The organism is Paenibacillus mobilis, from assembly GCF_058267595.1.
The window spans coordinates 137,009-159,692 of the sequence record NZ_JBZCMS010000010.1 but is presented as its reverse complement, the minus strand read 5'-3'; the positions used below and the strand labels follow the sequence as shown (position 1 = coordinate 159,692).

General features: G+C 48.7%; 20 protein-coding genes and 2 pseudogenes. 18 read left to right on the top strand and 4 right to left on the bottom strand.

Annotated features, from left to right (window positions below; genetic code table 11):
• Nucleotides 1-710 precede the first annotated feature (710 nt).
• The 6 genes from AC3ZPD_RS18155 to AC3ZPD_RS18130 all read left to right on the top strand — a co-directional run bounded on the left by AC3ZPD_RS18155 (nucleotide 711) and on the right by AC3ZPD_RS18130 (nucleotide 8,241).
• Nucleotides 711-1,061, top strand: coding sequence for an ArsR/SmtB family transcription factor (locus tag AC3ZPD_RS18155; protein WP_490985688.1), 351 nt, complete (start codon nucleotides 711-713; stop codon nucleotides 1,059-1,061).
• An 82-nt stretch (nucleotides 1,062-1,143) separates the two neighbouring features.
• Nucleotides 1,144-2,145, top strand: coding sequence for an NADP-dependent oxidoreductase (locus tag AC3ZPD_RS18150; protein WP_490985687.1), 1,002 nt, complete (start codon nucleotides 1,144-1,146; stop codon nucleotides 2,143-2,145).
• A 224-nt stretch (nucleotides 2,146-2,369) separates the two neighbouring features.
• The gene (locus tag AC3ZPD_RS18145; RefSeq protein WP_490985686.1) at nucleotides 2,370-3,629 is read left to right on the top strand and encodes an FAD-binding protein; all 1,260 of its coding nucleotides are present in this window, start codon (nucleotides 2,370-2,372) and stop codon (nucleotides 3,627-3,629) included.
• A gap of 272 nt (nucleotides 3,630-3,901) precedes the next feature.
• Complete coding sequence (locus tag AC3ZPD_RS18140) at nucleotides 3,902-5,062, top strand: cobalamin-independent methionine synthase II family protein (protein ID WP_490985685.1); 1,161 nt, start codon at nucleotides 3,902-3,904, stop codon at nucleotides 5,060-5,062.
• Between the two features lie 289 nt (nucleotides 5,063-5,351).
• A complete protein-coding gene (locus AC3ZPD_RS18135; protein ID WP_490985684.1) occupies nucleotides 5,352-6,050 on the top strand; it encodes a response regulator transcription factor in 699 nt (232 codons plus the stop codon).
• Complete coding sequence (locus tag AC3ZPD_RS18130) at nucleotides 6,028-8,241, top strand: sensor histidine kinase (RefSeq protein ID WP_490985683.1); 2,214 nt, start codon at nucleotides 6,028-6,030, stop codon at nucleotides 8,239-8,241. The genes AC3ZPD_RS18135 and AC3ZPD_RS18130 overlap by 23 nt, the downstream gene beginning before the upstream one ends.
• Before the next feature lie 128 nt (nucleotides 8,242-8,369).
• On the opposite strand, the gene AC3ZPD_RS18125 is transcribed toward AC3ZPD_RS18130, so the two are convergent.
• A complete protein-coding gene (locus AC3ZPD_RS18125) occupies nucleotides 8,370-8,984 on the bottom strand; it encodes a TetR/AcrR family transcriptional regulator (RefSeq protein WP_490985682.1) in 615 nt (204 codons plus the stop codon).
• A 118-nt stretch (nucleotides 8,985-9,102) separates the two neighbouring features.
• Here AC3ZPD_RS18125 and AC3ZPD_RS18120 point away from each other — a divergent pair, with 118 nt between their 5' ends.
• The 8 genes and pseudogenes from AC3ZPD_RS18120 (at nucleotide 9,103) to AC3ZPD_RS18085 (ending at nucleotide 18,068) form a co-directional block, all read left to right on the top strand.
• A complete protein-coding gene (locus tag AC3ZPD_RS18120; RefSeq protein WP_490985681.1) occupies nucleotides 9,103-9,675 on the top strand; it encodes a cysteine hydrolase family protein in 573 nt (190 codons plus the stop codon).
• Between the two features lie 28 nt (nucleotides 9,676-9,703).
• Nucleotides 9,704-9,916 carry a hypothetical protein gene (locus tag AC3ZPD_RS18115; protein WP_490985680.1) on the top strand — a complete coding sequence of 71 codons (213 nt, stop codon included), beginning with the start codon at nucleotides 9,704-9,706 and terminating at the stop codon, nucleotides 9,914-9,916.
• The gene (locus tag AC3ZPD_RS18110) at nucleotides 9,856-11,100 is read left to right on the top strand and encodes an MFS transporter (protein ID WP_490985697.1); all 1,245 of its coding nucleotides are present in this window, start codon (nucleotides 9,856-9,858) and stop codon (nucleotides 11,098-11,100) included. Before AC3ZPD_RS18115 ends, AC3ZPD_RS18110 begins: the two co-directional genes overlap by 61 nt.
• A 365-nt stretch (nucleotides 11,101-11,465) precedes the next feature.
• The gene (locus tag AC3ZPD_RS18105; RefSeq protein WP_490985679.1) at nucleotides 11,466-13,319 is read left to right on the top strand and encodes a family 43 glycosylhydrolase; all 1,854 of its coding nucleotides are present in this window, start codon (nucleotides 11,466-11,468) and stop codon (nucleotides 13,317-13,319) included.
• 255 nt (nucleotides 13,320-13,574) lie between these two features.
• Nucleotides 13,575-14,984: an ABC transporter substrate-binding protein gene (locus tag AC3ZPD_RS18100; protein WP_490985678.1), complete on the top strand. Its 1,410-nt coding sequence runs from the start codon at nucleotides 13,575-13,577 to the stop codon at nucleotides 14,982-14,984.
• A gap of 81 nt (nucleotides 14,985-15,065) precedes the next feature.
• A complete protein-coding gene (locus tag AC3ZPD_RS18095) occupies nucleotides 15,066-16,043 on the top strand; it encodes a carbohydrate ABC transporter permease (protein ID WP_490985677.1) in 978 nt (325 codons plus the stop codon).
• 3 nt (nucleotides 16,044-16,046) lie between these two features.
• A complete protein-coding gene (locus AC3ZPD_RS18090) occupies nucleotides 16,047-16,901 on the top strand; it encodes a carbohydrate ABC transporter permease (RefSeq protein ID WP_490985676.1) in 855 nt (284 codons plus the stop codon).
• A 231-nt stretch (nucleotides 16,902-17,132) separates the two neighbouring features.
• A pseudogene (locus AC3ZPD_RS18085) lies at nucleotides 17,133-18,068 on the top strand (ring-cleaving dioxygenase).
• 89 nt (nucleotides 18,069-18,157) lie between these two features.
• On the opposite strand, the gene AC3ZPD_RS18080 reads toward AC3ZPD_RS18085, so the two are convergent.
• On the bottom strand, nucleotides 18,158-18,496 hold the full coding sequence (locus AC3ZPD_RS18080) for a winged helix-turn-helix transcriptional regulator (RefSeq protein ID WP_490985675.1): 339 nt from the start codon (nucleotides 18,494-18,496) through the stop codon (nucleotides 18,158-18,160).
• A 220-nt stretch (nucleotides 18,497-18,716) separates the two neighbouring features.
• Here AC3ZPD_RS18080 and AC3ZPD_RS18075 point away from each other — a divergent pair.
• A pseudogene (locus tag AC3ZPD_RS18075) lies at nucleotides 18,717-19,562 on the top strand (VOC family protein); the annotation flags it as partial.
• A gap of 27 nt (nucleotides 19,563-19,589) precedes the next feature.
• Nucleotides 19,590-20,135 (top strand): NADPH-dependent FMN reductase, encoded by a 546-nt coding sequence (locus AC3ZPD_RS18070; RefSeq protein ID WP_490985696.1) that lies wholly within the window; start codon nucleotides 19,590-19,592, stop codon nucleotides 20,133-20,135.
• A gap of 151 nt (nucleotides 20,136-20,286) precedes the next feature.
• Here the strand turns inward: AC3ZPD_RS18070 and AC3ZPD_RS18065 are convergent, their stop codons facing one another.
• The gene (locus AC3ZPD_RS18065) at nucleotides 20,287-20,763 is read right to left on the bottom strand and encodes a GNAT family N-acetyltransferase (protein ID WP_490985674.1); all 477 of its coding nucleotides are present in this window, start codon (nucleotides 20,761-20,763) and stop codon (nucleotides 20,287-20,289) included.
• A gap of 212 nt (nucleotides 20,764-20,975) precedes the next feature.
• Here AC3ZPD_RS18065 and AC3ZPD_RS18060 point away from each other — a divergent pair, with 212 nt between their 5' ends.
• Both AC3ZPD_RS18060 and AC3ZPD_RS18055 read left to right on the top strand, forming a co-directional pair.
• Nucleotides 20,976-21,713, top strand: coding sequence for a GTP pyrophosphokinase (locus AC3ZPD_RS18060; RefSeq protein WP_490985673.1), 738 nt, complete (start codon nucleotides 20,976-20,978; stop codon nucleotides 21,711-21,713).
• 230 nt (nucleotides 21,714-21,943) lie between these two features.
• Nucleotides 21,944-22,120, top strand: coding sequence for a hypothetical protein (locus tag AC3ZPD_RS18055; protein WP_490985672.1), 177 nt, complete (start codon nucleotides 21,944-21,946; stop codon nucleotides 22,118-22,120).
• A gap of 127 nt (nucleotides 22,121-22,247) precedes the next feature.
• Here AC3ZPD_RS18055 and AC3ZPD_RS18050 read toward each other — a convergent pair whose 3' ends face one another.
• The gene (locus AC3ZPD_RS18050) at nucleotides 22,248-22,619 is read right to left on the bottom strand and encodes an ArsR/SmtB family transcription factor (RefSeq protein WP_490985671.1); all 372 of its coding nucleotides are present in this window, start codon (nucleotides 22,617-22,619) and stop codon (nucleotides 22,248-22,250) included.
• Between the last annotated feature and the right edge of the window lie 65 nt (nucleotides 22,620-22,684).

The window sequence follows — 22,684 nt, the reverse complement described above, 5'->3', positions numbered from 1 at the left end:
CCACAGATATCAATGGGGACGTAAAAAGATGACTCCTGTACAGTACAGGAATCATCTTTTATCTGCGGCTTAAAACCACAAGTCCCTTTTTTTACAAGTGTCCTTGACAAAGGGTACAGTTCATTGGAATGGTCTTTTATTTATAAACACTGCTGGAAGTAGAAGGGGCCGGCCGGCAAAGCTAATGCTACTCGTTACCCGCCTCGATCGAAAGGTAATCAAGGTAGAAAACTTACAGCGGGCCGCTGCGGTTTATCTCGTGCAGCGCGCCATACTGTATTTTTTAAAAAACATATAGGGGCGGAAGATAAGTTATGGATAGAATATGAACATGTCTGAAATATAAACAGGCTATCGATAGACACCAACTTAAATGTAAATACCAGACACAAACTTTATTGTCACCATGTGCTTAACATCATTTTCCTGGTAACCAACTATATTGTAACTTTAGATAAAGGATGAAAAACAGGGATTTATTGATTTTACTGAGTATTTAAGACACCAACATTAATGTCACTGAACATGGTAACGATTAAAGAAATATACAACTGAATAATAATGGTTGCCATTTAGCTAACAACAAGGGAGCTCAGATTAGTCTGAGCTCCCTTGTTGTTTCATTTGCTGGAAGAAAGCTTGCTTTTGATAAGAAAATAGCTATAATTACGTTTAAAGGATTAAACGAATGAACTATAGAGGTGGATGGAATGAACCAACAAACAGAGCAAGTTCTGCAACAATTTAAAGATTGTATCCCTTTATTGGAAGTGCTAACCGATGAAAACCGTCAAGCTATTATTATGCTGTTGGCGCAGAACAAATTAGGACTTAATGTGAATACAATAGCAAGCCATATGGATTTGTCTAGACCGGCTATATCCCATCATTTAAAGGTATTGAAACAGTCTGGCTACATTAAAGCCGAAAAAAAAGGCGTAGAGAACTATTATATATTAACTGTCCGTAAACCGCTTGAGCAGCTCAAATCATTAATTACTTCTGTTGAACAAGCATGCGATTTGTCCAATAATCCCCTAAGGCCTGAACGGAAATACTGAAGGAAATACTGCGGGAAGGAACTTGTTCCGCACATTAGGTTCATTCGTTTAAACTAATAATCACAAGAGAGAGTGATTTGAAATGAAGGCTATGGTCATTGAGAAATACGGAAAAAATGTTCCCTTAATGATGTCTGAACAGCCAATACCTGATATCGGAGAACATGATGTTCTGGTGGAAATTCATGCGGCGAGTTTAAACCCCATTGATTTTAAGATTAAAGAAGGGGAAATGAAATTCCTGTTGAGTTACAAGTTTCCTCTAATCTTAGGAAATGATTTCTCCGGTGTTGTCGTCAAAGTTGGTGATCGGGTGAATACTTTTAAACCCGGGGATGAAGTGTACGGAAGACCCCGCAAAAACCGAATCGGAACATTAGCTGAATTTATTGCGGTTCATGAGAAAGACATTTGGCTGAAGCCGCAAAATCTAACCTTTGAAGAGGCAGCATCGATCCCGTTGATTGGACTTACGACTTACCAGGCTTTTGGTGAAATATTAAACCTTCAAAAAGGCCAAAAAATTTTGATTCACGCTGGTTCGGGAGGCGTAGGCACCTTCGCCATCCAGTTGGCCAAGCTGATGGGCGCTTTTGTCGCCACAACGGCAAGCGAAAAAGGCTATGAATTGGTCAAAGCGCTGGGGGCCGATCTAATTATTAATTATAAAAAAGAGAATTTTGAAGAAATTCTTACCGGATATGACGCTGTTTTTGATACTTTAGGTGGAGAAGCCTTGGAGAAATCATTCCACATCCTGAAACCAGGCGGAAAAATCGTCTCCATCTCTGGCATGCCAAACGGCAGATTTGGAAAAGAAGCGAAATTGGGTTGGATGAAAACAACAATTTTGTCCATCGCAAGCCGTAAGATCAAAGCTCAGGAGAAGAAGAGTAAAACGGAATATCACTTTCTATTCATGAAACCAAGCGGGGAACAATTGAGGGTTTTAAAGGAGCATATTGAAAAAGGTCTCATTAAGCCAATTATTGATCAGGTGTATCATTTGAAAGATGCAGGTCAAGCTTTTCATTACTTGGAAAGCGGAAGGGCCAAAGGAAAGGTAATCGTTAGAATAAAGTGATTCTAGAAAACAAACGATATCCGCGGATGATAACAGCGTAAGTCTAGTCCTTTATTTTTCAAGTTTGGGTCCGCCGATGCCAATTAGGGTATCGGATTTTTTTATAAAGAAAGGATTATGGCTAGTGTTAGGCAAATGTATATAGTAGACAATGAAATCCATAGGTAACTCAATAATTCATCAGATTCAAATCTATAACTAGCCTATTAAAGAGGAGCGTTCATATGGGAGATCAGCTGAACTGGGCCGGGAATTATCGCTACAGCTCGATGGAACTGCTTGAGCCTGAAAATCTGGAAGAGGTCAAGGACCTGGTCGCTAGCCGCACAAGCATACGTGCGCTTGGCTCGCGTCACTCTTTTAACGGGATTGCCGATACCGGGGGCAGCCAGCTTTCGCTTAGAAAGATGAATCGGGTCATTGAGCTTGATCAAGCACAGAGAACCGTAACTGTTGAAGGGGGTATTCGGTATGGCGATCTGTGCCGTTACTTAAACGATCATGGCTTCGCGCTGCCTAATTTAGCCTCTCTGCCGCATATAAGCGTAGCTGGCGCCGTTGCGACAGCCACACATGGCTCGGGTGATTTGAATGTAAACCTTGCCGCTTCTGTAAGCGCTATCGAGCTGATGAAATCGGATGGAAAAGTTACGGCACTCACGCGCGGAATAGCCCCCGAGTTCGAAGGGGCGGTTGTTGGACTTGGCGGAATGGGAGTCGTCACAAGGCTTAAACTGGATGTAGTCCCCTCCTTTCAGGTTAGTCAGACCGTATATGAGCGTCTTCCTTTTTCGGCACTGGCTCGCGGCGGCTTGGACGAAATTTTCTCTGCTGCCTACAGTGTCAGTTTGTTTACGAATTGGGCGGAACCCATATTTAATCAGGCGTGGGTAAAACGAAAGCTGGAAATCAACGGGCAGGAAGAGGGGGCGGGCCATTTCTTCGGGGCTTTGCCAGCTTCGGAAAAACTTCATATGGTACCTGGCCAATCTGTGGTGAACTGCAGCGAGCAGTTGGGGGCTCCCGGCCCCTGGCACGAAAGGCTGCCTCATTTCCGTATGGAATTTACCCCCAGTGCGGGCAACGAGCTGCAAAGTGAATATTTCGTGCCGAGGCAGTATGCGGCCGAGGCGCTGCGCGCGTTAGGCAAGCTGAGTGATCGAATTGCGCCTCTGCTCTTCATCTCCGAGATCCGAACCATTGCCGCGGACACCCTCTGGATGAGCCCCTGCTACCGGCAGGACAGTGTTGCTTTTCATTTCACATGGAAGCCGGAATGGGAAAGGGTGCGCCAGTTACTTCCGCTTATGGAGCGTGAACTGGAGCCGTTTGGAGCACGCCCGCATTGGGCAAAACTGTTTACGATGGAGCCGGTAAGGGTACAAGCGCAGTATGAGCGGTTAACGGATTTTCGGGAGTTGCTGCTTAGATACGATCCAACAGGTAAGTTTCGCAACACGTTCCTGGATCAATACATTATGTAAGGATAGTTTGGTTTTAATCATTAGGGCAGTGCAGCTAAGCACAAAACGAATTTCATCTAAAAAAGCATTCTCCTATCTACCACAGGCTCGTCATTCGTACGGGTAGGGAATCCTATGGCTACGCTTGATATACCCTTAAGATTAAAATTGGTTCTGGATATAACTTTTAGCTATAGCTGGATATTGATTTTAAGTGTTAGGTGGAAGGTTTTCCTCAATGCTACAATTAAAGCATGACAAAAGAGCGTGTGTTAGCTTGAGGAGGAATATTCATGTGCAATAGATTTCAAATTGTAGGCAGCTTGTTACGTCCGTCCAATTTATTGGAATATAAACATCAGATCGAACATCGCGATGATATCAGTTATCCTTTTTACCAGGATTTCCAAGGGTATGAGCAGTGTGAATCCGATGCGATTCAGGCTGTAGTCGATCAAGAAATTAAAAATGGGTTGTCCATTCTTACCGATGGGGAATATTCCAAATCGATGTGGCACCTGGACTTTGTCTGGGGCTTCCAAGGTGTGAGCCGCTACATAGCGGATCATGGCTATTTTTTCAGAGATACGGATGGAACTTCGAAATATGAAACACGGAAAGATATCGGTTTGCGCATTACGGGTGAATTGGGCGGGAAAAACCATCATTTTATCGATGTATTTAAAAAGCTTCAAACCCATGCCGGCGAACGGGAAACAAAGCTGTGCGTGCCTTCTCCGTCCCATATTTTCGGGGAGCTGTCCTGGTCGGATAACATTGGCGGGAAAGAAGCCGTTTATAAGGATAAACTGGAGCTGAAAGCAGGTCTTGTTAAGGCTTATAAGGAGTTTGTTCAGGACTTTGCTGCTGCCGGCGGGAAAATTTTGCAATTTGACGACTGCTTATGGGAGCTGTTTGCGGACGATAACCCGAACTCCCCCTATACGGGCGAGCATATTAATCAAGCGGAAGTACAGGCATTAGCTGCAGAGTTTATCGATATTAACAATACGATTATCGACTTTGGTCATGGTTTAGGGCTGAAAATGTGGACGCACAACTGTCGCGGGAATTATGATTCCCGTAATATGGGCGGCGGTTCCTATGCTAAAATTGCAAATCTTTTCTTGAAGCAGCTTAAATATGACCGCTTTTTCCTGGAATGGGATGATGAACGTGCGGGTTCGCTTGAGGCGCTGGCGGTATTCAAGGACAAGCCTGAGACAGAAATCGTGCTGGGGCTGTTGTCCTCCAAAACCAATACGCTTGATGACGAAACCCGTGTAATCAGAATGCTAGACGAGGCCTCTAAAATTATTGATAAGGACCGGTTGCTGCTTTCCCACCAATGCGGATTTGCGTCCTGTGACGGCGGCAATGAGCTAACGGAAGAGGAACAGTGGGCGAAAATTAAACAAGGTCAACGGATTGCGGAGCAATATTGGGGGAACTGAGCTGCATACACCCCGGTGCTTTTATAAAGATAGTTGAAAAAGTATAGCCAGGCGGCGTCCAGAAAGATCCAAAAGGTCGATCTCCCTAGAGGGAAATCGGCCTTTTTCTTTTTATTGGAAAAGGTTTGCTAAGCGAAGTATGTTGCGCTTCCCCGGCGGAGAAATTAGAATAAGGCGTTGCCATTCTTCAGAATTCCTTAAGAAATTCCCTGCCTAATTATTAAGAACCGGAAATTACAATAGAACTATTCCAAAAGCTTGGAACAAAAAATAGAGAGGGGGCGAAAAAGTGAATACCGGCTCATACCGCGTTCTGGTCGTGGATGACGATCAAGAGATACGGCGCGCGATTGAAATCTATCTGAAAAATGAAGGCATTTCGGTTGTTCAGGCCAAAGACGGGATCGAGGCCATTGAAGTGCTGAAGGAGCAGGACATCCATTTGATTGTTTTGGATATTATGATGCCGCGTCAGGATGGAATAACGACCACCTTTAAAATCAGGGAGCAGAAAAATATTCCGATCCTTATGCTGAGCGCCAAAAGCGAGGATATGGACAAAATTTGGGGACTGCAGGTCGGGGCCGATGACTACGTCACCAAACCGTTTAATCCGCTGGAGCTGATTGCCCGGATCAAGTCGCACCTGCGCCGATATGTGACGTTGGGGCATTATGAAGGCCAGAGCAAGGTGGTAGACCTGAAAGGCCTGGTGCTTGATCCTTCGTCCAAAGAGGTAACGGTTCATGGCGAGCCAGTGAGGCTGACTCCGATCGAATATAAAATTGTTGAACTGCTCATGCTCCACGCCGGCCGGGTATTTTCGATCAACGAAATTTACGAACGGGTTTGGAAGGAACCGGGCTTCAACGCGGAAAATACCGTCGCGGTCCATATCCGTAACATTAGAGAGAAGATTGAGATCGATCCTAAAAATCCGAATTTTTTAAAGGTGGTCTGGGGAATTGGATATAAAATGGAAAAATAGTCTGCTAACGCTGATTTGGGTGGTCCTGCTGACCCTGAGTGTCAGCACGCTGTTTCAGCTGGCGCAGACCCGAGGCACGTATTTTAAGAAAAACTATTTTTATACGGCGGAGTATGCCAATCAGGTGCAGCAGCTGATTAATTACGTGAATCAAATGGATTTTAACGCGATTTCGGCCGATCAGGCCAAACAAAAAATCACGGTCACTCAGGCGGAAATCGAAGACTACCGCAGCCGATCCGGCAGTTTGACCGACCAGGTGACGGCCATCCGGGATCAATACGAATCTCAAATTCAGGAAGCGCGCAATTCCGGCAACGAGGAACTCGTGACCTTTTTTACCAAAGAAATGAACAGCAAAATTGCCGATATAACGGCTGATTTCAAAAGTGACGATGCGGTTAAAACAAAGATCGTGAAAGAAAAGGAACAGGAGATCAAAGAGTATGTTCAAGATCTGGAGCGTTATCGTTCCAACTATAAAAACTTTCAGGCCTCATTCGCCTATCGCTTAGTAGAGACGGAAACCGGGAAGGTATTTACGAATGTGGCTTCCAGTGATGAAGGCAATGCGGATAACGGATTAAAAAGCTCGGGGATGAGGTTCATCCATAACTACCGGTCGTTAACGGCATCCAATCAAGCCGTCTACACCGATTCCCCGGTGGATCAAAATGGGATCGGCTTTAAATACGGGACCTTTGAAGGACAGATCGGCGTTCCTAAATCCTTGCCTGAGGACTCTCCGGTCATGGCCGAGTTTCACATGTATGAGAATAAACAGATTTCGTTTTTCGTATATACCGCTTTAGGTGTACTGGCCTTTGCAGGGCTGATTGGGGTGACACGCCGCTACCGGATAGAAAGGCTGTTCAGATCCGCTGATGCTTTGATTCCTTATTACCGCAGAATTCCGTTCGATCTTCGAGCCTTGCTGCTATTCATAACGGCAATTTCGGCGTTAGTCCATATGAAATGGACCCAGAATTCCTTGGGGTATGGATTTGGATTTGCGGACATGTTATATCATTCGCTGGTATACCTGTTGGTGAGTTCTTTGTTCATGCTGCTGCTGGTCCTGCAGGCGGGGATGCTAATCAAGGAATACCGCGAGGCAGGATCCTTTAAGGAAGCTTCGAGAAAAACGGTGGCTTCCTGGATCTATCAACGTCTTAGGGAAGCAGCGTTGATTAAGTCGTTGGCTTTTCAGGCGTTGTTCGTTTTGGTTGTTGCTTTCGGATCAGGCATCGGCTTTGCTGTGGTGTGCACAAGAAATGAAGCGATCGTTATTTACGCGATTCTTTTATTGCTTTTCGCGGTTCCGGCCCTTTGGCTTACCTTGAAACGGATCAGTTATTTTAACCGGATCGCCAGTCATACGGCCCTGCTGGTCAGCGGTAATTTGGAGCAGAATCTGACCATCGAAGGGAAATCACCACTGGCTTCGCTGGCGGCGAACATCAATTTGCTGAAAAATGGCGTTAAAACGTCGCGCAGGGAGCAGGCTAAAAGTGAAAGACTAAAGACGGAACTGATCACGAACGTCAGCCATGATTTACGGACACCGCTGACTTCTATCATTACTTATACCGAGCTGCTTAAAAACAAGGAGCTTTCCGAAGAAGACCGGCAGGCTTTTGTGGACATTCTTGACCGCAAGTCGCAGCGGCTGAAGGTGCTGATCGATGATTTATTCGAAGCCAGCAAAATGGCTAGCGGGCAAGTCGAGCTTGCGAAGGAGAGAGTAGATATTGTCCAGCTGCTGGAGCAGGCACTTGCCGAATATGACGAGACGATCAAACAGTCCGGCTTTCAGCTACGGGTGACGACTCCGGACAGCCCGGTTTTGGTATGGGTGGACGGTCAAAAGCTGTGGCGGGTATTCGACAATCTGATCGGCAACTGTGTCAAATATGCGCTTGAAAACACTCGGGTGTATATAGGAGTAGAAGCAAACCCCGGGCAAACGATCATTACGTTCAAGAACGTAACCAAATATGAACTGAGCGAAAATATCGACGAGCTGTTTGAACGTTTTAAACGCGGAGACACTTCCCGCCATACGGAAGGTTCCGGCCTTGGGCTTGCGATCGCCAAATCGATAGTGGACCTGCATGGGGGAGAGCTGGATCTCGAAATTGACGGAGATTTGTTTAAGGTGACCGTAACGCTGGAGGAGGAACAGCAGTAGCAGTGATTGATTTAGGGTTCAAAGGGTTCCTGACGGCAGGTTTTCTGCCGTTGGTTTCACTGCTGCCTTTATTTTTAGGGCCATCCATCGGATGGCCTTTTTGTTCTTATTGAATTAAATTCAGCTGCTCATATTCCTTTATCGTCTATAAAAGTGGCGCAAAGCTGCTCCAAAATGTCCTCCGGCGAATACCCCCGCACTTCCCTCAGAAAGCCGTAAGTATCGCTGCGCAAAGCGGCAAGCAGCAGGTCCGCCTGGAATGAGCTGCTCGGCCGAGCTCCTTTAACGGTCGTCATCTCTTCAAACAGGTCAGCGAAATACTGATGAAGTTCATCATAAATCGGGCTGCGTTTCGTAACCTTGGAGGGTTTGGCATTTGAAGCGTCCTCAACGCCCTTGAGCAGCTGGGCTTTATTCTCCCTGAACCGGATATAAAACCGGAGAATTCCGTTTAATCGGGTGCCTGGCGGCTCTGCCCGGTTCTGTTCAAGAAAGCTCTCCACTTCCTCGAAAAAAATCTCCACTTTGTCCTTGATCAAATCCAGACATAGTTCCCCTTTATTCCGGTAACGGCGATAGAGCGTGCCTGGACCAATGCCGGCTTCCGAAGCGATTTGATTCATGCTGACTTGCTCAACTCCCAGCTCATCGAACAGCCTGAGCGCGGTATCCAGGATGCGCTGACGGTTTTCGGCGGCATCGCGCCGTTCCGGACGTGCCTGGGATTGATTTTTTTCGGCCATTGGGGCATCACTCCTCGGTAAATGGAACAACAAATTGACAAACGGAGAATTCTCCGTTTAATATAAATGAGATGGTTCTCCGCTTAATTTTAATCCAATGAAAAGGAGTTTACAACACATGCAAAATGTAGGTCGTAAAGCTGCTTTGCTTGTCATGGATGTACAAAATGGCATCGTTTCCCGACTGGGAGATCGCCGGGATGAGGCGTTGGCCGCCTATCGGAAAGCTGTTCAAGCAGCCCGTGTGCACGGGCTTCCCGTCATTTTCGTGAGAGTGGGATTTAGTCCCGGGTACCCTGAGATTAGTCCGCTTAACAAAATGTTCTCGAACATAGGCAAATACGGCGGGATGACGGTCGCAGATGAAGCTACGCAGATTCATGAGTCCGTGTTGCCCCAAGCCCATGAACCTGTCGTGACTAAATATCGCGTCAGCGCGTTTGCCGGCAGCAATCTGGAAGTCATTTTGCGTGCGCAGCAAATCGGGGAGCTTGTTCTATGCGGAATCTCTACTAGCGGCGTTGTGCTTTCTACGCTTCGGGAAGCGGCTGACAAAGATTTTGGCATTAAGGTGCTGGCCGATGCGTGTTTTGATCCTGAACCGGATATGCACCAGTTTTTGCTGGAGAAAGTTTTTCCGCGTCAGGCTGATGTCACAACGATTGAGGCCTGGATCGATACATTGAAATAAACGACAAAAGGGAAAGAAGGAATCAACCTTGTCCAGGGCCCGCAATGCGTCTCTTTTTAACCAAAAATTGATGTTGCCGATGATTCTGGGCTCCATTCTGAATCCGATCAACTCCTCGATTATATCGGTTGCCTTGATCCCGATCGGGGAGGCGTTCGGGGCTCCCCCGTCACAGACGGCCTGGCTGGTCTCTGCTTTGTATCTCGCGACGTCGATGGGCAGCCGGTTGTCGGCAAGCTGATTGATAATTTCGGTCCCAAGCCCCTGTTTATCCTGGCAACGTCATTGGTGGGCATCTCCAGCCTTATTGCCTCGTTTGCCCCCAATTTCTGGTGGCTGGTAGCGGCAAGAGTGATGCTCGGGTTCGGCACCTGCGCCGGCTATCCTGCCTCCATGTACCTGATTCGCAGGGAAGCGGAACGCACAGGCGAAGAAAGTCCGGCGTGGATTCTCACGACCCTTGCGATTTCCAATCAGACCATTGCCGTTATTGGTCCGAGTTTGGGAGGATTGCTGATTGAATTCGGCGGCTGGCAAAGCATTTTTATACTGAACCTTCCGTTGTCGATTGCCTGTGTCCTGTTGGGTTATTCCCGCTTTCCAAAGCCCCTGCCAAGCTTGGACGGAGAGGGACGGCGAATAAAAAGCTCCATAGATCTAAAGGGCATCATTTTCTTCGGCATTACGCTAACCTCGCTTTTGCTTTTTTTGATGAACCCGGGCTGGAGCCATTTTTATTTGTTTTTGATTGCAATGGCTGTGGGGGCCGTATTCACGATTGCCGAATTAAAAGCCAAGGATCCCTTCATTAATCTCCGGCTGCTGGGCGGAAACATTCCTTTGCTGCTCACCTATGCAAGAAGCCTGCTGTACGCTGTCGTGAGTTACTGTTTCCTGTACGGGTATCCGCAATGGCTGGAGAAAGGCAGGGGATTATCCCCTTCCGTGGACGGTTTGCTGCTGCTTCCGTTGTTTTTGGCGGCTATTGCGGTCTCTCGGGCCACAGGAAAAAATCCTGCCATCCGCTTGAAATTGATCGTCGGAAGTTTCTTTCAATTTATTGCCGTCATGCTCCTGCTATTCATCCATTCATCGAGCAGTCTGGTCTTCCTGATCGTGATCACCCTGCTGCTGGGGATTCCTCAAGGCTTATTTACGCTGGCCAACCAGAATGCGGTCTACTATCAAGCGGATCCCAAGCAGATAGGCGCTTCATCCGGTTTGATGCGAACCTTTTTTTATTTGGGGGCTATCCTCGCATCGGCTGCGAACGGACTGTTTCTCAAATCCGGGGCCACCTCGGCCGGCATGCATCATATTGCTTGGTTTTGCGGAGGAATCGGTATCGTTCTCATTGGAATGACCCTGCTCGACCGGAGCTTGGGGAAGGTGGGGGAACGGGCGGAGGGAAAAACCGTTGGCTGATTTTCTCAATTCTAAAAAATCCGACGTAAGACGGTTCCATCTAACGTACAAGGAACAGTCCTTTAATAAAGAAAACCACTTCTAAATTCCGGAGTGGTTTTCTTTGTTTGCGCCGGGAGGAAGGGAAGCCAAGAATGGCATTAAAAGTTTAATAATGTCCCACTATCTAACAGGTTACATATATTGTAAGTTATTATTGATTCATAATATTTACATTTTTTCCATCATGCACGCCGAGAGGAGTGGTTGGTTGTTCTGCTTCGCTGTCTGCTGCTGTCTGATGCCAGGCAGGCTAGAGGGATGTGCGTTTTTGAAACGGTAAGCCGGGCTGCAGCCCGAAACCAAATACTTGAGGAGGTAGTCTTATGAGAAAACAGCTCTTGAGCCTATTATTGTCAGGAACTATGGTGATCTCCGGTTTCTTCGGTTTCACGTCCTCTTCCGTATCCGCCGATGATGTCGCCTATTCCGGCAATCCGATCTTCACCAGTATTTTTACAGCCGACCCTTCTGCGCATGTATGGGATGATGGACGTATTTATGTGTACCCGTCGCACGATATTTTTCCTTCCAGAGGCAGTGACCTGATGGATAAATACCATGTGTTTTCTTCGGATAACATGGTGGATTGGGTGGATGAAGGGGAGATTCTGAGCGCTGACGATGTGCCGTGGGGACGTCCGGAGGGAGGATTTATGTGGGCACCGGACGCTGCTTACAAGGATGGAACTTATTATTTCTATTTCCCGCATCCCAGCGGAAGCAATTGGAACGACACCTGGAAAATCGGAGTGGCCACGAGCGATAAACCAGCCGCGGATTTTACAGTCCAAGGTTATATAGAAGGGCTTCCGGGCGGCAACATGATTGACCCCAGCGTGTTCCGCGATGACGACGGGACCTACTACCTTTATGCCGGCGGCGGGGGGAAAAGCTACGGCGTCAAGCTGGGTGACGACATGGTATCGTTAGACGGCCCGATCAAGCAGTTCACGGAGCTGAACGACTTCCATGAAGCCACCTGGGTTTTCAAACGGGGAAATCTCTATTATTTGATGTATTCCGATAACCATTCGGGCGGGAACAATATGCGTTATGCAACCAGCAGCAGCCCGCTTGGCCCTTGGGTAAACCGCGGCGTCATCCTGGATCCGGTAGAAGGCAGCGAAACCTCCCACGGTTCCGTCGTGGAGTATAAGGGCAACTGGTACATGTTTTATCATAACGCTAAAATTTCCGCCAACGGAACACTGCGTTCCGTAGCCGTCGACCGGTTGAATTTCAATGCCGACGGAACGATCCAAAAGGTCATTCAGACAGCGGACGGCGTCCCGGCCGTTGGGCCGCGTTCCCAGGCGACGGAGGTCAAGTATTACGACTTGATTAATGAAAATTTTGACGAGTACACCCAGCAAACGGAATATGCGATGGATGCCGGCAGCGTATCCTTTGGAGGAGGGGCGACCCGGTCAGGCAGCAATATCGAAAATATGCACATCCAGGGTTCCTACATCCAACTGAATGGCATTAACGGCGGTACGGGCGGCAAAGCGCTTGTTACCGTGCTTTACGCTTCCGGCGACAGCGGAGCCGCCTTTAAGGTGGACGCGAGCGGCGACCCTTCCGGCGACGGGTATTTCCTTTCCCTGCCCGGCACGGGAGGCTGGGGGAACTACACCGGCCGGACCAGCCGTTTAATCGATTTGGAACCCGGCACAAATAACTTGATCCGGCTGAGCGGCGGTATGGGAGGGGCCAACGTATCCCGGGTCATCGTATCGCTGAATCCGGGAACTCCGCAGGCCCCCCAAGAACCTCAGAACCCCGGCGAACCTCAGCAAAAGGAATATCCGATGAGCAGAAGCAATGTGACTGTTGGAGGCGGGGCAACCAAATCCGGCGGCAACATTGAAAACCTGCACATTCCGGGCTCCTATTTCGAGTTGACCGGCATCGACGGCTTGGGGGGCGGCAAAAAGCTGCTTACCGTCATCTACGCCTCTGCGGACAACTCGTCAACCTTTCACGTGAACGCCAGCGGCGATTCGCCCGGGAACGGTTATGACCTTACTTTGCCCGGTACTGGGGGCTGGGGCACTTATACCGGTCAGGCCAGCCGTCTTATTGATTTGAATGCGGGCACCCATAACGTGATCCGCGTGAGCGGAGGTTTGGGCGGAGCCAACGTAAGCCGGGTGATTATTTCGTCGGCTCCGTAAGCGGGAGCGGATAATGGCCATCGTTTCTCTTCTGGACAATTTAAATTGAAGTCAGGCATTCTATTCGAATCTAAAGACGCTCAAGAACATTCTTGGCGTCTTTTCTTTTTGCCTCCAATCAAAAATAGACCCAAAATCACTACCCAAAAAAAGTGGAATTTTCCCCAATGGCGGCCTCCTTATGCAGTCGAAACATAGGGTCTATAATCATGTATGCGGTTACAAAATAGCTTCAATAAAAAGGGGAGGCAAAGTATGAAACGAACGAAACGTGTTTTAGCCGGAATCTCTACCGTGCTTGCGATGACGATGGTTCTCGCAGCCTGCGGCGGCGGAAACTCCAATTCCAACTCATCCGGCGCAAGCTCAAATGCTTCAACGGCTTCATCCACCAACACGGGTTCAACGGCAAAAGGCGATAAAATCACGATCAACCTCTGGAGTTTCACAGACGAAATTCCGAACATGACGACTAAATATTTGGAAACGCATCCAGACGCAAATGTAGAATTTAAAACTACAGTTATTGCAACGACCGACGGCGCCTATCAGCCGGCTCTTGACCAGGCACTCGCTGCCGGCGGTAAAGATGCCCCGGATATTTATTCAGCGGAAGCAGCGTTTGTGCTGAAATATACACAAGGTGATGCCTCAACTTATGCGGCCAATTACTCTGATTTGGGTCTGGACGACCAAATGGTTAAGGACGCAGGGATTGCCCAATATTCGGTGGATATCGGCACCAGCAGTGACGGCCAACTGAAAGGCCTGGGTTATCAGGCTACCGGCGGCGCCTTCATTTATCGCCGCTCGATTGCCAAAGACGTATTTGGTACAGACGATCCGGCAACGATCAAAACGGCCATCGGCCCTGGCTGGGATAAATTCTTCGACGCTGCCGCCAAGCTGAAAGCCAAAGGATACGGCATCGTTTCCGGCGACGGCGACATTTGGCACCCGATCGAAAACAGCTCCGAAAAAGGCTGGATCGTGGACGGCAAACTTCATATCGATCCTAAACGCGAAGAGTTCCTGGATCTTTCCAAGAAGCTGAAAGACAACGGCTACCACAACGATACGCAGGACTGGACGGAAGCCTGGTACGCGGATATGTCCGGTTCCGGCTCCAAACCGATCTTCGGTTTCTTTGGCCCGGCTTGGCTGATCAACTACACGATGAGCGGTCAAGTGAAAGATACGAACGGCGACTGGGCGGTAACTGAACCGCCAACCGGTTTCTTCTGGGGCGGCACTTGGCTGCTGGCCAACAAAAATGTCCTTCAGGACGATGCGAAGAAACAAGCGGTTGCAGACTTCATCAAGTGGGTAACGCTGGATACTTCCGAAACAGGCCTGCAATATTACTGGGCTAACGGCACGATGAAGGAAGGCGAGCAAGGGACGAAGGACAGCGTAGCTTCCTCCGTGGTCATGTCGAAATCCAACGGTGAAGTTCCGCTCCTCGGCGGACAAAACATGTTTGACGTGTTTGTTCCGGCTAACGCCAACGCTTCCGGCAAGAACTTGACCCAATACGACGAAACGATCAACAAGCTCTGGCGCGACCAGGTACGCGAATATACGGCTGGCAACAAAAGCCGCGACGATGCTATCGCAACCTTCAAGCAGCAGGTCAAAGACCAGCTTGGTATCGACAGCGAATAAACAAGAAACAAGAGCGAATAAGAAAGAGGGAAGGGGCGGGCGAAATTTCCCGCCCCTTCTACCAATAAATGAGGTGAGAGCATGCGCCGCAAGGGTGTCAACTATTCGAAATACGGCTACATTTTTACCTTACCGTTTGTCCTTGCGTTTCTGATTTTCTCTTTGTATCCCATCCTGTATACGGCAGTGATCGGGTTTACGGATATGAAGGGTTTAATTCCAAAACCGATTCACATTCTGGATAATCCTTTTCAAAACTTCAAAGATTTGATCTTTGATAATCCATCGTTCAGAAAATCCCTGGTCAATACGGCCTTGCTCTGGATTACGAATTTCATTCCCCAGATCGTTCTTGCGCTCCTGCTGACGGCCTGGTTCACGAACCGCCGTCTCAACATCAAGGGCCAAGGGGCGTTTAAGGTCTTGCTTTATATGCCTAATATTATCACCGCGAGTACGATCGCCGTCCTTTTCAGTTCTTTGTTCGCTTACCCTATGGGTCCGGTCAACAGTTTGTTTCAAATGCTGGGTTGGTCGGATGCGCCGACCTTTTTCCTGCAGGACAAGACGACGGCAAGGGGCATCGTTTCATTTATCCAGTTCTGGATGTGGTACGGGAATACGATGATTGTCCTTGTGGCGGGCGTTATGGGTATCAATCCGGCTCTCTTTGAGTCCGCGGCGATTGACGGCGCCAACGGGTTTCAAACCTTTTTCCGCATTACGCTGCCGAGTCTTCGCACGATTCTGCTTTATACCCTGATTACCTCGATGATCGGCGGTTTGACGATGTTCGATATTCCGCAGCTGTTCCTGGCAGGCGGACCGGACGATTCCACGCTGACCACGTCCATGTTTATTTACGGGCAGGCATTTAAGGGAAGTTATATGTACAACCGCGCTGCAGCGGCAAGCATGATCATGTTTGTCATTGCGGCGGTCTTGTCCGGCTTGCTGTTCTACTTCATGCGGGACCGTGACGCGGCAAAACTGAAAAAAGCCCAAAAAAACATTTACAAAAGTGAAAAAGCTGCCAAAGCAGCCGCGCGGGAGGTGTAATCCATGGAAAAAGTTCAGAAAAGCGAAGTTGCCGGCCGTAGAATCAGCAAAACGATTATTTATATCGTCTGCATTTTATTGTCGATCCTCAGCATCCTTCCGTTTTGGATTATGTTTGTCAACGCCACGCGCTCTACGCCGGAGATCCAAAGCGGTCTATCGCTGCTGCCTTCCACTCACTTGATGAGCAACCTGCATGTGCTGCTCGACAAAAGTTTCGATCCGATTCAAGGGTTCCTGAACTCGTTTATTATTTCGACGGCTGCGACCGTTTTTACCGTTTATTTTTCTTCTTTGACGGCTTATGGGCTTGTGGCTTACAACTGGAAAATGCGCCAGCCTTTCTTCACCTTCATCATGTGCGTCATGATGGTCCCTTATCAAGCCAGTGCAATCGGCTTCTATCAATTTATGTATAAGCTGCATTGGACCAACAGCTTTTGGCCGTTGATTCTGCCGGCCATTGCGGCCCCGGCCGTCGTGTTCTTCATGCGCCAATACCTGCTCGCCACGTTGTCTTTAGAGATTGTGGAAGCAGCGCGCGTAGACGGTTCGGGTGAATTCTCCACCTTTAACCGGATCATCCTGCCTCTGATGATGCCGGCCGTGGCCACGCAGGCTATCTTTGCTTTTGTGGGCAACTGGAACAACCTGTTCATGCCGCTGATCCTGCTCACGCAAAAGGAAAAATATACGATGCCGATCATGGTCAGCCTGCTCCGCGGCGATATTTACAAAACGGAGTTCGGCTCCATTTATCTGGGGCTGGCTCTGACCGCTTTGCCGCTGTTCGTGGTTTACTTCCTGTTATCCCGGTATATTATTGCGGGTGTAGCGCTGGGCGGCGTTAAAGAATAAGGCCTGAAAAAAAATACACTACGGATGTGCGCACAATATCCGTAGTGTATTTTTTTGTGCGTAGTTAGGGAAGAAGTGGTTTTTCCTATTTCACGAACATGAAGGGAAGCCGGACAATCCCTGTTGACTTTCCTTTCGGATAGAAGTATGATGAATCCATCAAGCATCTTTAATTAAAGATAATTTAAGTGAATATATTTAAATATGTAATAAAGAAAAGGAGCGAGCAAAATGACAAAACAAACAGCAGGCATTCACCATATTACGGCGATTGTTGGGCATCCGCAGGAAAATGTAGATTTCTATGCAGGGGTGCTCGGATTGCGGCTGGTGAAACAAACGGTCAACTTTGATGATCCGGGCACGTACCATTTGTATTTTGGCAATGAGGGAGGCCAACCGGGCAGCATCATTACATTTTTCCCTTGGCCGAACGCTTATCGGGGCACCATTGGATCGGGTCAGGTGGGGGTTACCTCTTACGTGATTCCGGTTGGAGCATTGCCTTTCTGGAGAGAAAGACTGACGCGGTTAAACGTCCCTTTTACCGAAATGACGAGATTCGGCGAGGACTATCTCGAATTCGATGATCCGCATGGACTTCATCTGGAGCTGGTCGAAAGGGAGGAGGGCGAACCGAATCCATGGGCTTTTGGCGGGGTAACGGCTGAAGTGGCCATCAAAGGGTTCGGCTGAGCTACGCTGCTGTCGGCGGATCCCGGTCAGACGAGAGAACTGCTGGAGAAAGTAATGGGGCTTGAATATGTCGGCACCGAAGGTGATATCGCCCGGTATCGTGCTGCAGCTGAAATCGGAAATATCGTTGATGTAAAAATAACGGCTTTGGCACGGGGAACGATGGGCGTCGGCACGGTTCATCATATTGCATGGCGGGCCAAAGATGATCAGGATCAGCTGGAATGGCAGAGTTATATGCAGTCGAATGGCTACCGGGTCACAGCCGTTCAGGACCGGAATTATTTTAACGCCATTTACTTCAGGGAGCACGGGGAAATTCTGTTCGAAATTGCCACGGATCCGCCGGGCTTTGCGCATGACGAAACCTACGAAACGATGGGCAGCAGCCTGATGCTTCCGGAAGAATACGAGCCTCACAGAAGTCAAATTGAAGAGGTGCTGCTTCCGTTTGAGATCAGGGAGATTTAATTAAAACCTGACAGGTTAGGATAGGGCAGGAACGTTTCCGATACGGAAAAACAGAAAAAAGCGGCCGGATTTTCCAAGGCCGCTTTTGTTTATGATAGTTGTTCCTCGATATATTGTTCCTCTGCTTTGATCCATTTTTGGGACCATTTTTCGATATCCCGGAGAATCGGCTCAAAATCCAGCCCTTTCTCGGTCAAGGAATATTCGATGCGTACAGGGGTTTCGGGATAAATGGTTCTTCTTACGATCCCTTCCTGCTCCAGGTCCTTCAGACGTTCTGACAGCACCCGGCCGCTGATTCCAATTGCGGTTTCTACGGTGCAAAACCGCTGCGGACCCTCCAGCAGCTGATGAATAATCAAGCCGCTCCATCTTTGGCTTAACAACTGCATGGCTTGTTCAAATTTCGGACAAATCGACTTACCCATAGGAATCACTCCCTTCGTCCCCATTATACTACACCGCAAAAGTTATTTCATTACAGAAAAATAATTACATACTTGACGAAAATAAATATTAAAAATATAATAACTTACATAAAGTAACTTAGTGACAAAACAGAAGAGTAATAGGCACACTGATTTAAACCTGAAAGGTTTGATTTTGAGTTTTAAGATTTGATTTTCAGTTTAGAAGGGAGTACAAATGGTGAATTTCCACAGCAAACCTAACACTTACGTAGGGCGGGTTTACCTTAAAGTGCAGGACCTGCAGCGTTCCTTGGATTTCTATCGGCAGGTGATCGGCTTTAAAGTTTTGAGTCAGACCGCGAGAGCGGCCGATTTGACCGCAGACGGGAAAAACGTGCTTATCACCCTTGAGCAGCCTGCCGATGTTATTGCGCATCAGGGAAGAACCACAGGGTTGTACCACTTTGCGCTGCTCCTTCCAAGCCGTGCCGATCTGGCGCAGGTGGTTCGTCATTTTTCCGAGGTGGGGCTGCCTGTCGGCTCTTCCGACCACCTGGTCAGCGAAGCCCTTTATTTGTCTGATCCGGACGGGAACGGCATTGAGATTTACCGGGACCGGGATGCTTCGGAATGGACATGGAGAGGCGGCGAAGTAGTCATGGCCGTTGATCCTTTGGACTTCAGGGATTTGCTTGCGGGGGAACAAGACCAGGTATGGGCGGGGCTGCCGGCAGGTACGGTAATGGGCCATATCCATCTGCATGTTTCCGAATTGCCTGAAACCGAGAGGTTTTACGGTCAAGGACTTGGATTCGAGGTGGTCAGCCGTTTTGGGAACCAGGCGTTATTCATTTCCACGGGTAAATATCATCATCACATCGGATTAAATACTTGGAACGGGGTCGGAGCGCCAAGGCCGGCGGAGAACAGTGCAGGACTTCAAGCTTTTTCGTTAATTTATCCAAGTGTCGAAGCCCGGGACCAGGTCATAACGAACCTGAAAAATCTTGGCGTCTCCGTAACGGAAAACGACGGCATTTGCGAGACGGCCGATCCGTCCGGGAATCGCATTCTTTTGCTGATCGGAAATGCAACCAAGGAGGAACCAATCATGGAAAAATTGAACATCGGCATTATTTTGGGCAGCACACGCGAAGGACGCGTCAGCCCGCAGGTCGGGGAATGGGTCAAAGGAATCGCGGACAAACGCGGAGACGCGAATTATGAGATTATTGATATTGCGGATTATCAGCTGCCTTTTCTCGGCACAACCGACGGATCGGAGCCGGGGATTGCGGCCTGGAATCAGAAGCTTGCAAGTCTCGACGGATTCGTATTTATTGCCCAGGAGTACAATCACAGCATCACGGGGGCTTTGAAGAACGCCCTGGATTTTGCGCGTGAAGCCTGGAACAACAAAGCGGCGGGCATCGTCAGTTATGGTTCTGCCGGTGGAGCGCGCGCGGCTGAGCATTTGAGAGGCATTTTGGGCGAGTTGATGATTGCGGACGTGCGCGTTCACCCTACATTGTCTTTGTTTACGGACTTTGAGAACGGCACCGTGTTTAAACCCCAAGCTCCGCACCTGAGCAGCAACGTCGGTGAAATGCTTGATCAGGTTGTGGCCTGGAGTGGCGCGTTAAAGACCCTGCGGTAAGCATTACTTTTTCGACCCGATTCTCCATCAAAAAAATCAAGGGTATGATGGCCCTCAAGGCCTCATGCTTTGACATAACACCCTTTAGAATGGATAGGGGCACCAGCCGTCCGAGCCGTGCGTCCGTCCTTCTGAAGGGTGTATTTGCGTTTTAAGGATTATTTTTGGAAAAGCCCGTAGGTGTTTCTGCAATTAATACCATGTCCACATGAGGAATGCCGTCCTCCGGGTAAACGTCCGAAACAGGCCGGAAGCCGAAAGAGCCGTAAAACTTCTCCAAATAGTGCTGGGCCTGGATTTTCACCTCGGTTTCTCCCCATTCCCCTGTCAGGAAAGCAAGAGCTTTGCCCATCAGCTCCTGAGCCAGACCGCGCCCCCGGTAGGAAGGTTTGACGATTACCCGGCCAATTGAAGCTTGAGGGTAAGAGATCCCCCCTGGCAGGAGCCGGCAGTAAGCCGCTATTTCTCCATCTGTCTCCAGAAACAGGTGATGGCTTGCCTGATCCTTGTTATCCGCTTCCGGGTACAGGCAATTTTGCTCCAGCATAAAAACGTTCATGCGAAGCTGAAGGATCCGGTAGACTTCGTCCCCGGTCAATTGCTCAAAAGACTTCAATTTCCATTCCATGCGTACACTCCCTTTCCGTGAAGCTCATTATAACTCAAGTAGGCCGGAAAAGCAGGGGGGCGCTTATTAAGCCTTATTTATGGGGAAGAAAGCGCAGAAGAATGGGACGGGGTGACGTCCGGCGCCCCTGGCCGCGAAAATTGAAGTTCCCTGCTGTTTTGGGCTATAGTAAGTTCAGAGGGTAACGACAGAACAGAAGGGATTTTTAAACCATGAATTCTTTAACGCAAATCGATCAACTAAAAAAGTTCAGATATGAAATCACCCGCTTTATGCTGATTTACAAGTTTGCGCTGGATGAAATCGAAACCAAAATCGACATTTTGAAAGAAGAATTTCAGACGCTGCACGACTACAGCCCGATTGAACATACGAAATCCAGGTTGAAGTCGCCGGAGAGCATCATGAATAAAATGCTGCGCAAAAACCGCGAGTTTTCATTGTCCGGCATCCGCGAAAGCATTAAGGATATCGCCGGTTTGCGGATTACCTGTTCTTTTATATCCGACATTTACGTCATCAGCGACATGCTGCAGAAGCAGGATGATTTAAAGATTCTGGAGATCAAGGATTATATCCAGCAGCCGAAAGGCAACGGATACCGGAGCCTGCATTTGCTGGTGGAGGTTCCCGTTTTTATGTCCGATACGTGCGAGCATGTGTGCGTCGAAATCCAGATTCGCACCATTGCGATGGATTTCTGGGCCAGTCTGGAGCACAAAATCTTTTACAAGTACAGCAAAGCGGTTCCGCAAAACCTGTTGAACGAGCTGAAAGCGGCGGCCGAGTCGGCGAATGCGCTGGACCACCAAATGGAGCGGCTGCAGCGGGAAATCCAGGAAGTGAAGGACGCGAACAGCGAGGCGGAAGCCGAAGAGCTGCAAAAGATCATGATTAACGACAAGCAGTTTACGCTGCCCGCGAACTTTATGAAGCTGCTCGGGGAATAAAAAATGGTTGCCAGAGCGGCTAATCATGAGCCCAACACGAAAATATCCGTTGAGAACGTTAACTAACAACGCTGACCGCCGTTAGAGCCCGCTTCGCAGTCAATTTGGAGGAAGTTGGGCATAGATCCTGCTCAAACGGGTAAATAATAGGCAGGACGGAAAACATCCTGAAACAAGCGGAATGACCGGGGCGGATAGCCTGCGTCATCGCCTGGAAAGGAGAATTCAAGATGCCTAAGTTTGAAGAATCGGAGCAGGAGCCGATGCCGATGCGTGACCGTGCCTATACGGAGCCGCAGGAAGAGCAAAGCGAACATGCCCCTGAAATCCGTACGCCGGGTGACAAGCTCAAGCAGGATAAGGCGGTCGCCGAATCCCTGTTGAATGTGAAAGAAATCGAGTATTGAAATTCTGAGGTTCGTCTGGCGAGCCCTGAGTCTAAAAAAAAGAAAAAGGCGCTTTCTCCAGAAGGAGACAGGCGCCTTTTTCGGGTCCGGATCGATAATTGTTCCCCAGTTAGTTAGGAACGAAACGTCATTCGTGCGTAATGTGCTGAAGGGTTTGCATAAAAATTTGCTCGATATGCGTATCGTCGAGGGAATAAAATACGGTTTTCCCCAGCTTGCGTCTTTTGACGATTCTTAAATTGCGCAGGTACCGCAGCTGATGGGAGACGGCGGACTGCCCCATGTCGAGCAGAACGGTCAGATCATGCACGCAAAGCTCTTTTTGCCGCAGTGCATCAACTAGCCTTATTCGCGTAGGATCGCTGAAAGCTTTAAACCAATCTGCCATCTGCGCGGCGGAGTCTATATTCAGCATAGCCGTTTTCACGGCCTGCAGGTTATCGTCGGTTCCTTCGCAGGTAAGATCACATTCTTCCGCGGTTGCCTCTTCGTATTTCATAATCTCACCTACCCGTTTCAAGGAATGCAGCCTTTAAAACCGGCTGTTTCCCTAAAATTATACCG

Coding starts and splice junctions, on each gene's coding strand:
- AC3ZPD_RS18155 (WP_490985688.1), top strand. CDS start 711: ATGAACCAACAAACAGAGCAAGTTCTGCAACAATTTAAAGATTGTATC.
- AC3ZPD_RS18150 (WP_490985687.1), top strand. CDS start 1,144: ATGAAGGCTATGGTCATTGAGAAATACGGAAAAAATGTTCCCTTAATG.
- AC3ZPD_RS18145 (WP_490985686.1), top strand. CDS start 2,370: ATGGGAGATCAGCTGAACTGGGCCGGGAATTATCGCTACAGCTCGATG.
- AC3ZPD_RS18140 (WP_490985685.1), top strand. CDS start 3,902: ATGTGCAATAGATTTCAAATTGTAGGCAGCTTGTTACGTCCGTCCAAT.
- AC3ZPD_RS18125 (WP_490985682.1), bottom strand. CDS start 8,984: ATGGCCGAAAAAAATCAATCCCAGGCACGTCCGGAACGGCGCGATGCC.
- AC3ZPD_RS18120 (WP_490985681.1), top strand. CDS start 9,103: ATGCAAAATGTAGGTCGTAAAGCTGCTTTGCTTGTCATGGATGTACAA.
- AC3ZPD_RS18105 (WP_490985679.1), top strand. CDS start 11,466: ATGAGAAAACAGCTCTTGAGCCTATTATTGTCAGGAACTATGGTGATC.
- AC3ZPD_RS18100 (WP_490985678.1), top strand. CDS start 13,575: ATGAAACGAACGAAACGTGTTTTAGCCGGAATCTCTACCGTGCTTGCG.
- AC3ZPD_RS18095 (WP_490985677.1), top strand. CDS start 15,066: ATGCGCCGCAAGGGTGTCAACTATTCGAAATACGGCTACATTTTTACC.
- AC3ZPD_RS18090 (WP_490985676.1), top strand. CDS start 16,047: ATGGAAAAAGTTCAGAAAAGCGAAGTTGCCGGCCGTAGAATCAGCAAA.
- AC3ZPD_RS18080 (WP_490985675.1), bottom strand. CDS start 18,496: ATGGGTAAGTCGATTTGTCCGAAATTTGAACAAGCCATGCAGTTGTTA.
- AC3ZPD_RS18070 (WP_490985696.1), top strand. CDS start 19,590: ATGGAAAAATTGAACATCGGCATTATTTTGGGCAGCACACGCGAAGGA.
- AC3ZPD_RS18065 (WP_490985674.1), bottom strand. CDS start 20,763: ATGGAATGGAAATTGAAGTCTTTTGAGCAATTGACCGGGGACGAAGTC.
- AC3ZPD_RS18060 (WP_490985673.1), top strand. CDS start 20,976: ATGAATTCTTTAACGCAAATCGATCAACTAAAAAAGTTCAGATATGAA.
- AC3ZPD_RS18055 (WP_490985672.1), top strand. CDS start 21,944: ATGCCTAAGTTTGAAGAATCGGAGCAGGAGCCGATGCCGATGCGTGAC.
- AC3ZPD_RS18050 (WP_490985671.1), bottom strand. CDS start 22,619: ATGAAATACGAAGAGGCAACCGCGGAAGAATGTGATCTTACCTGCGAA.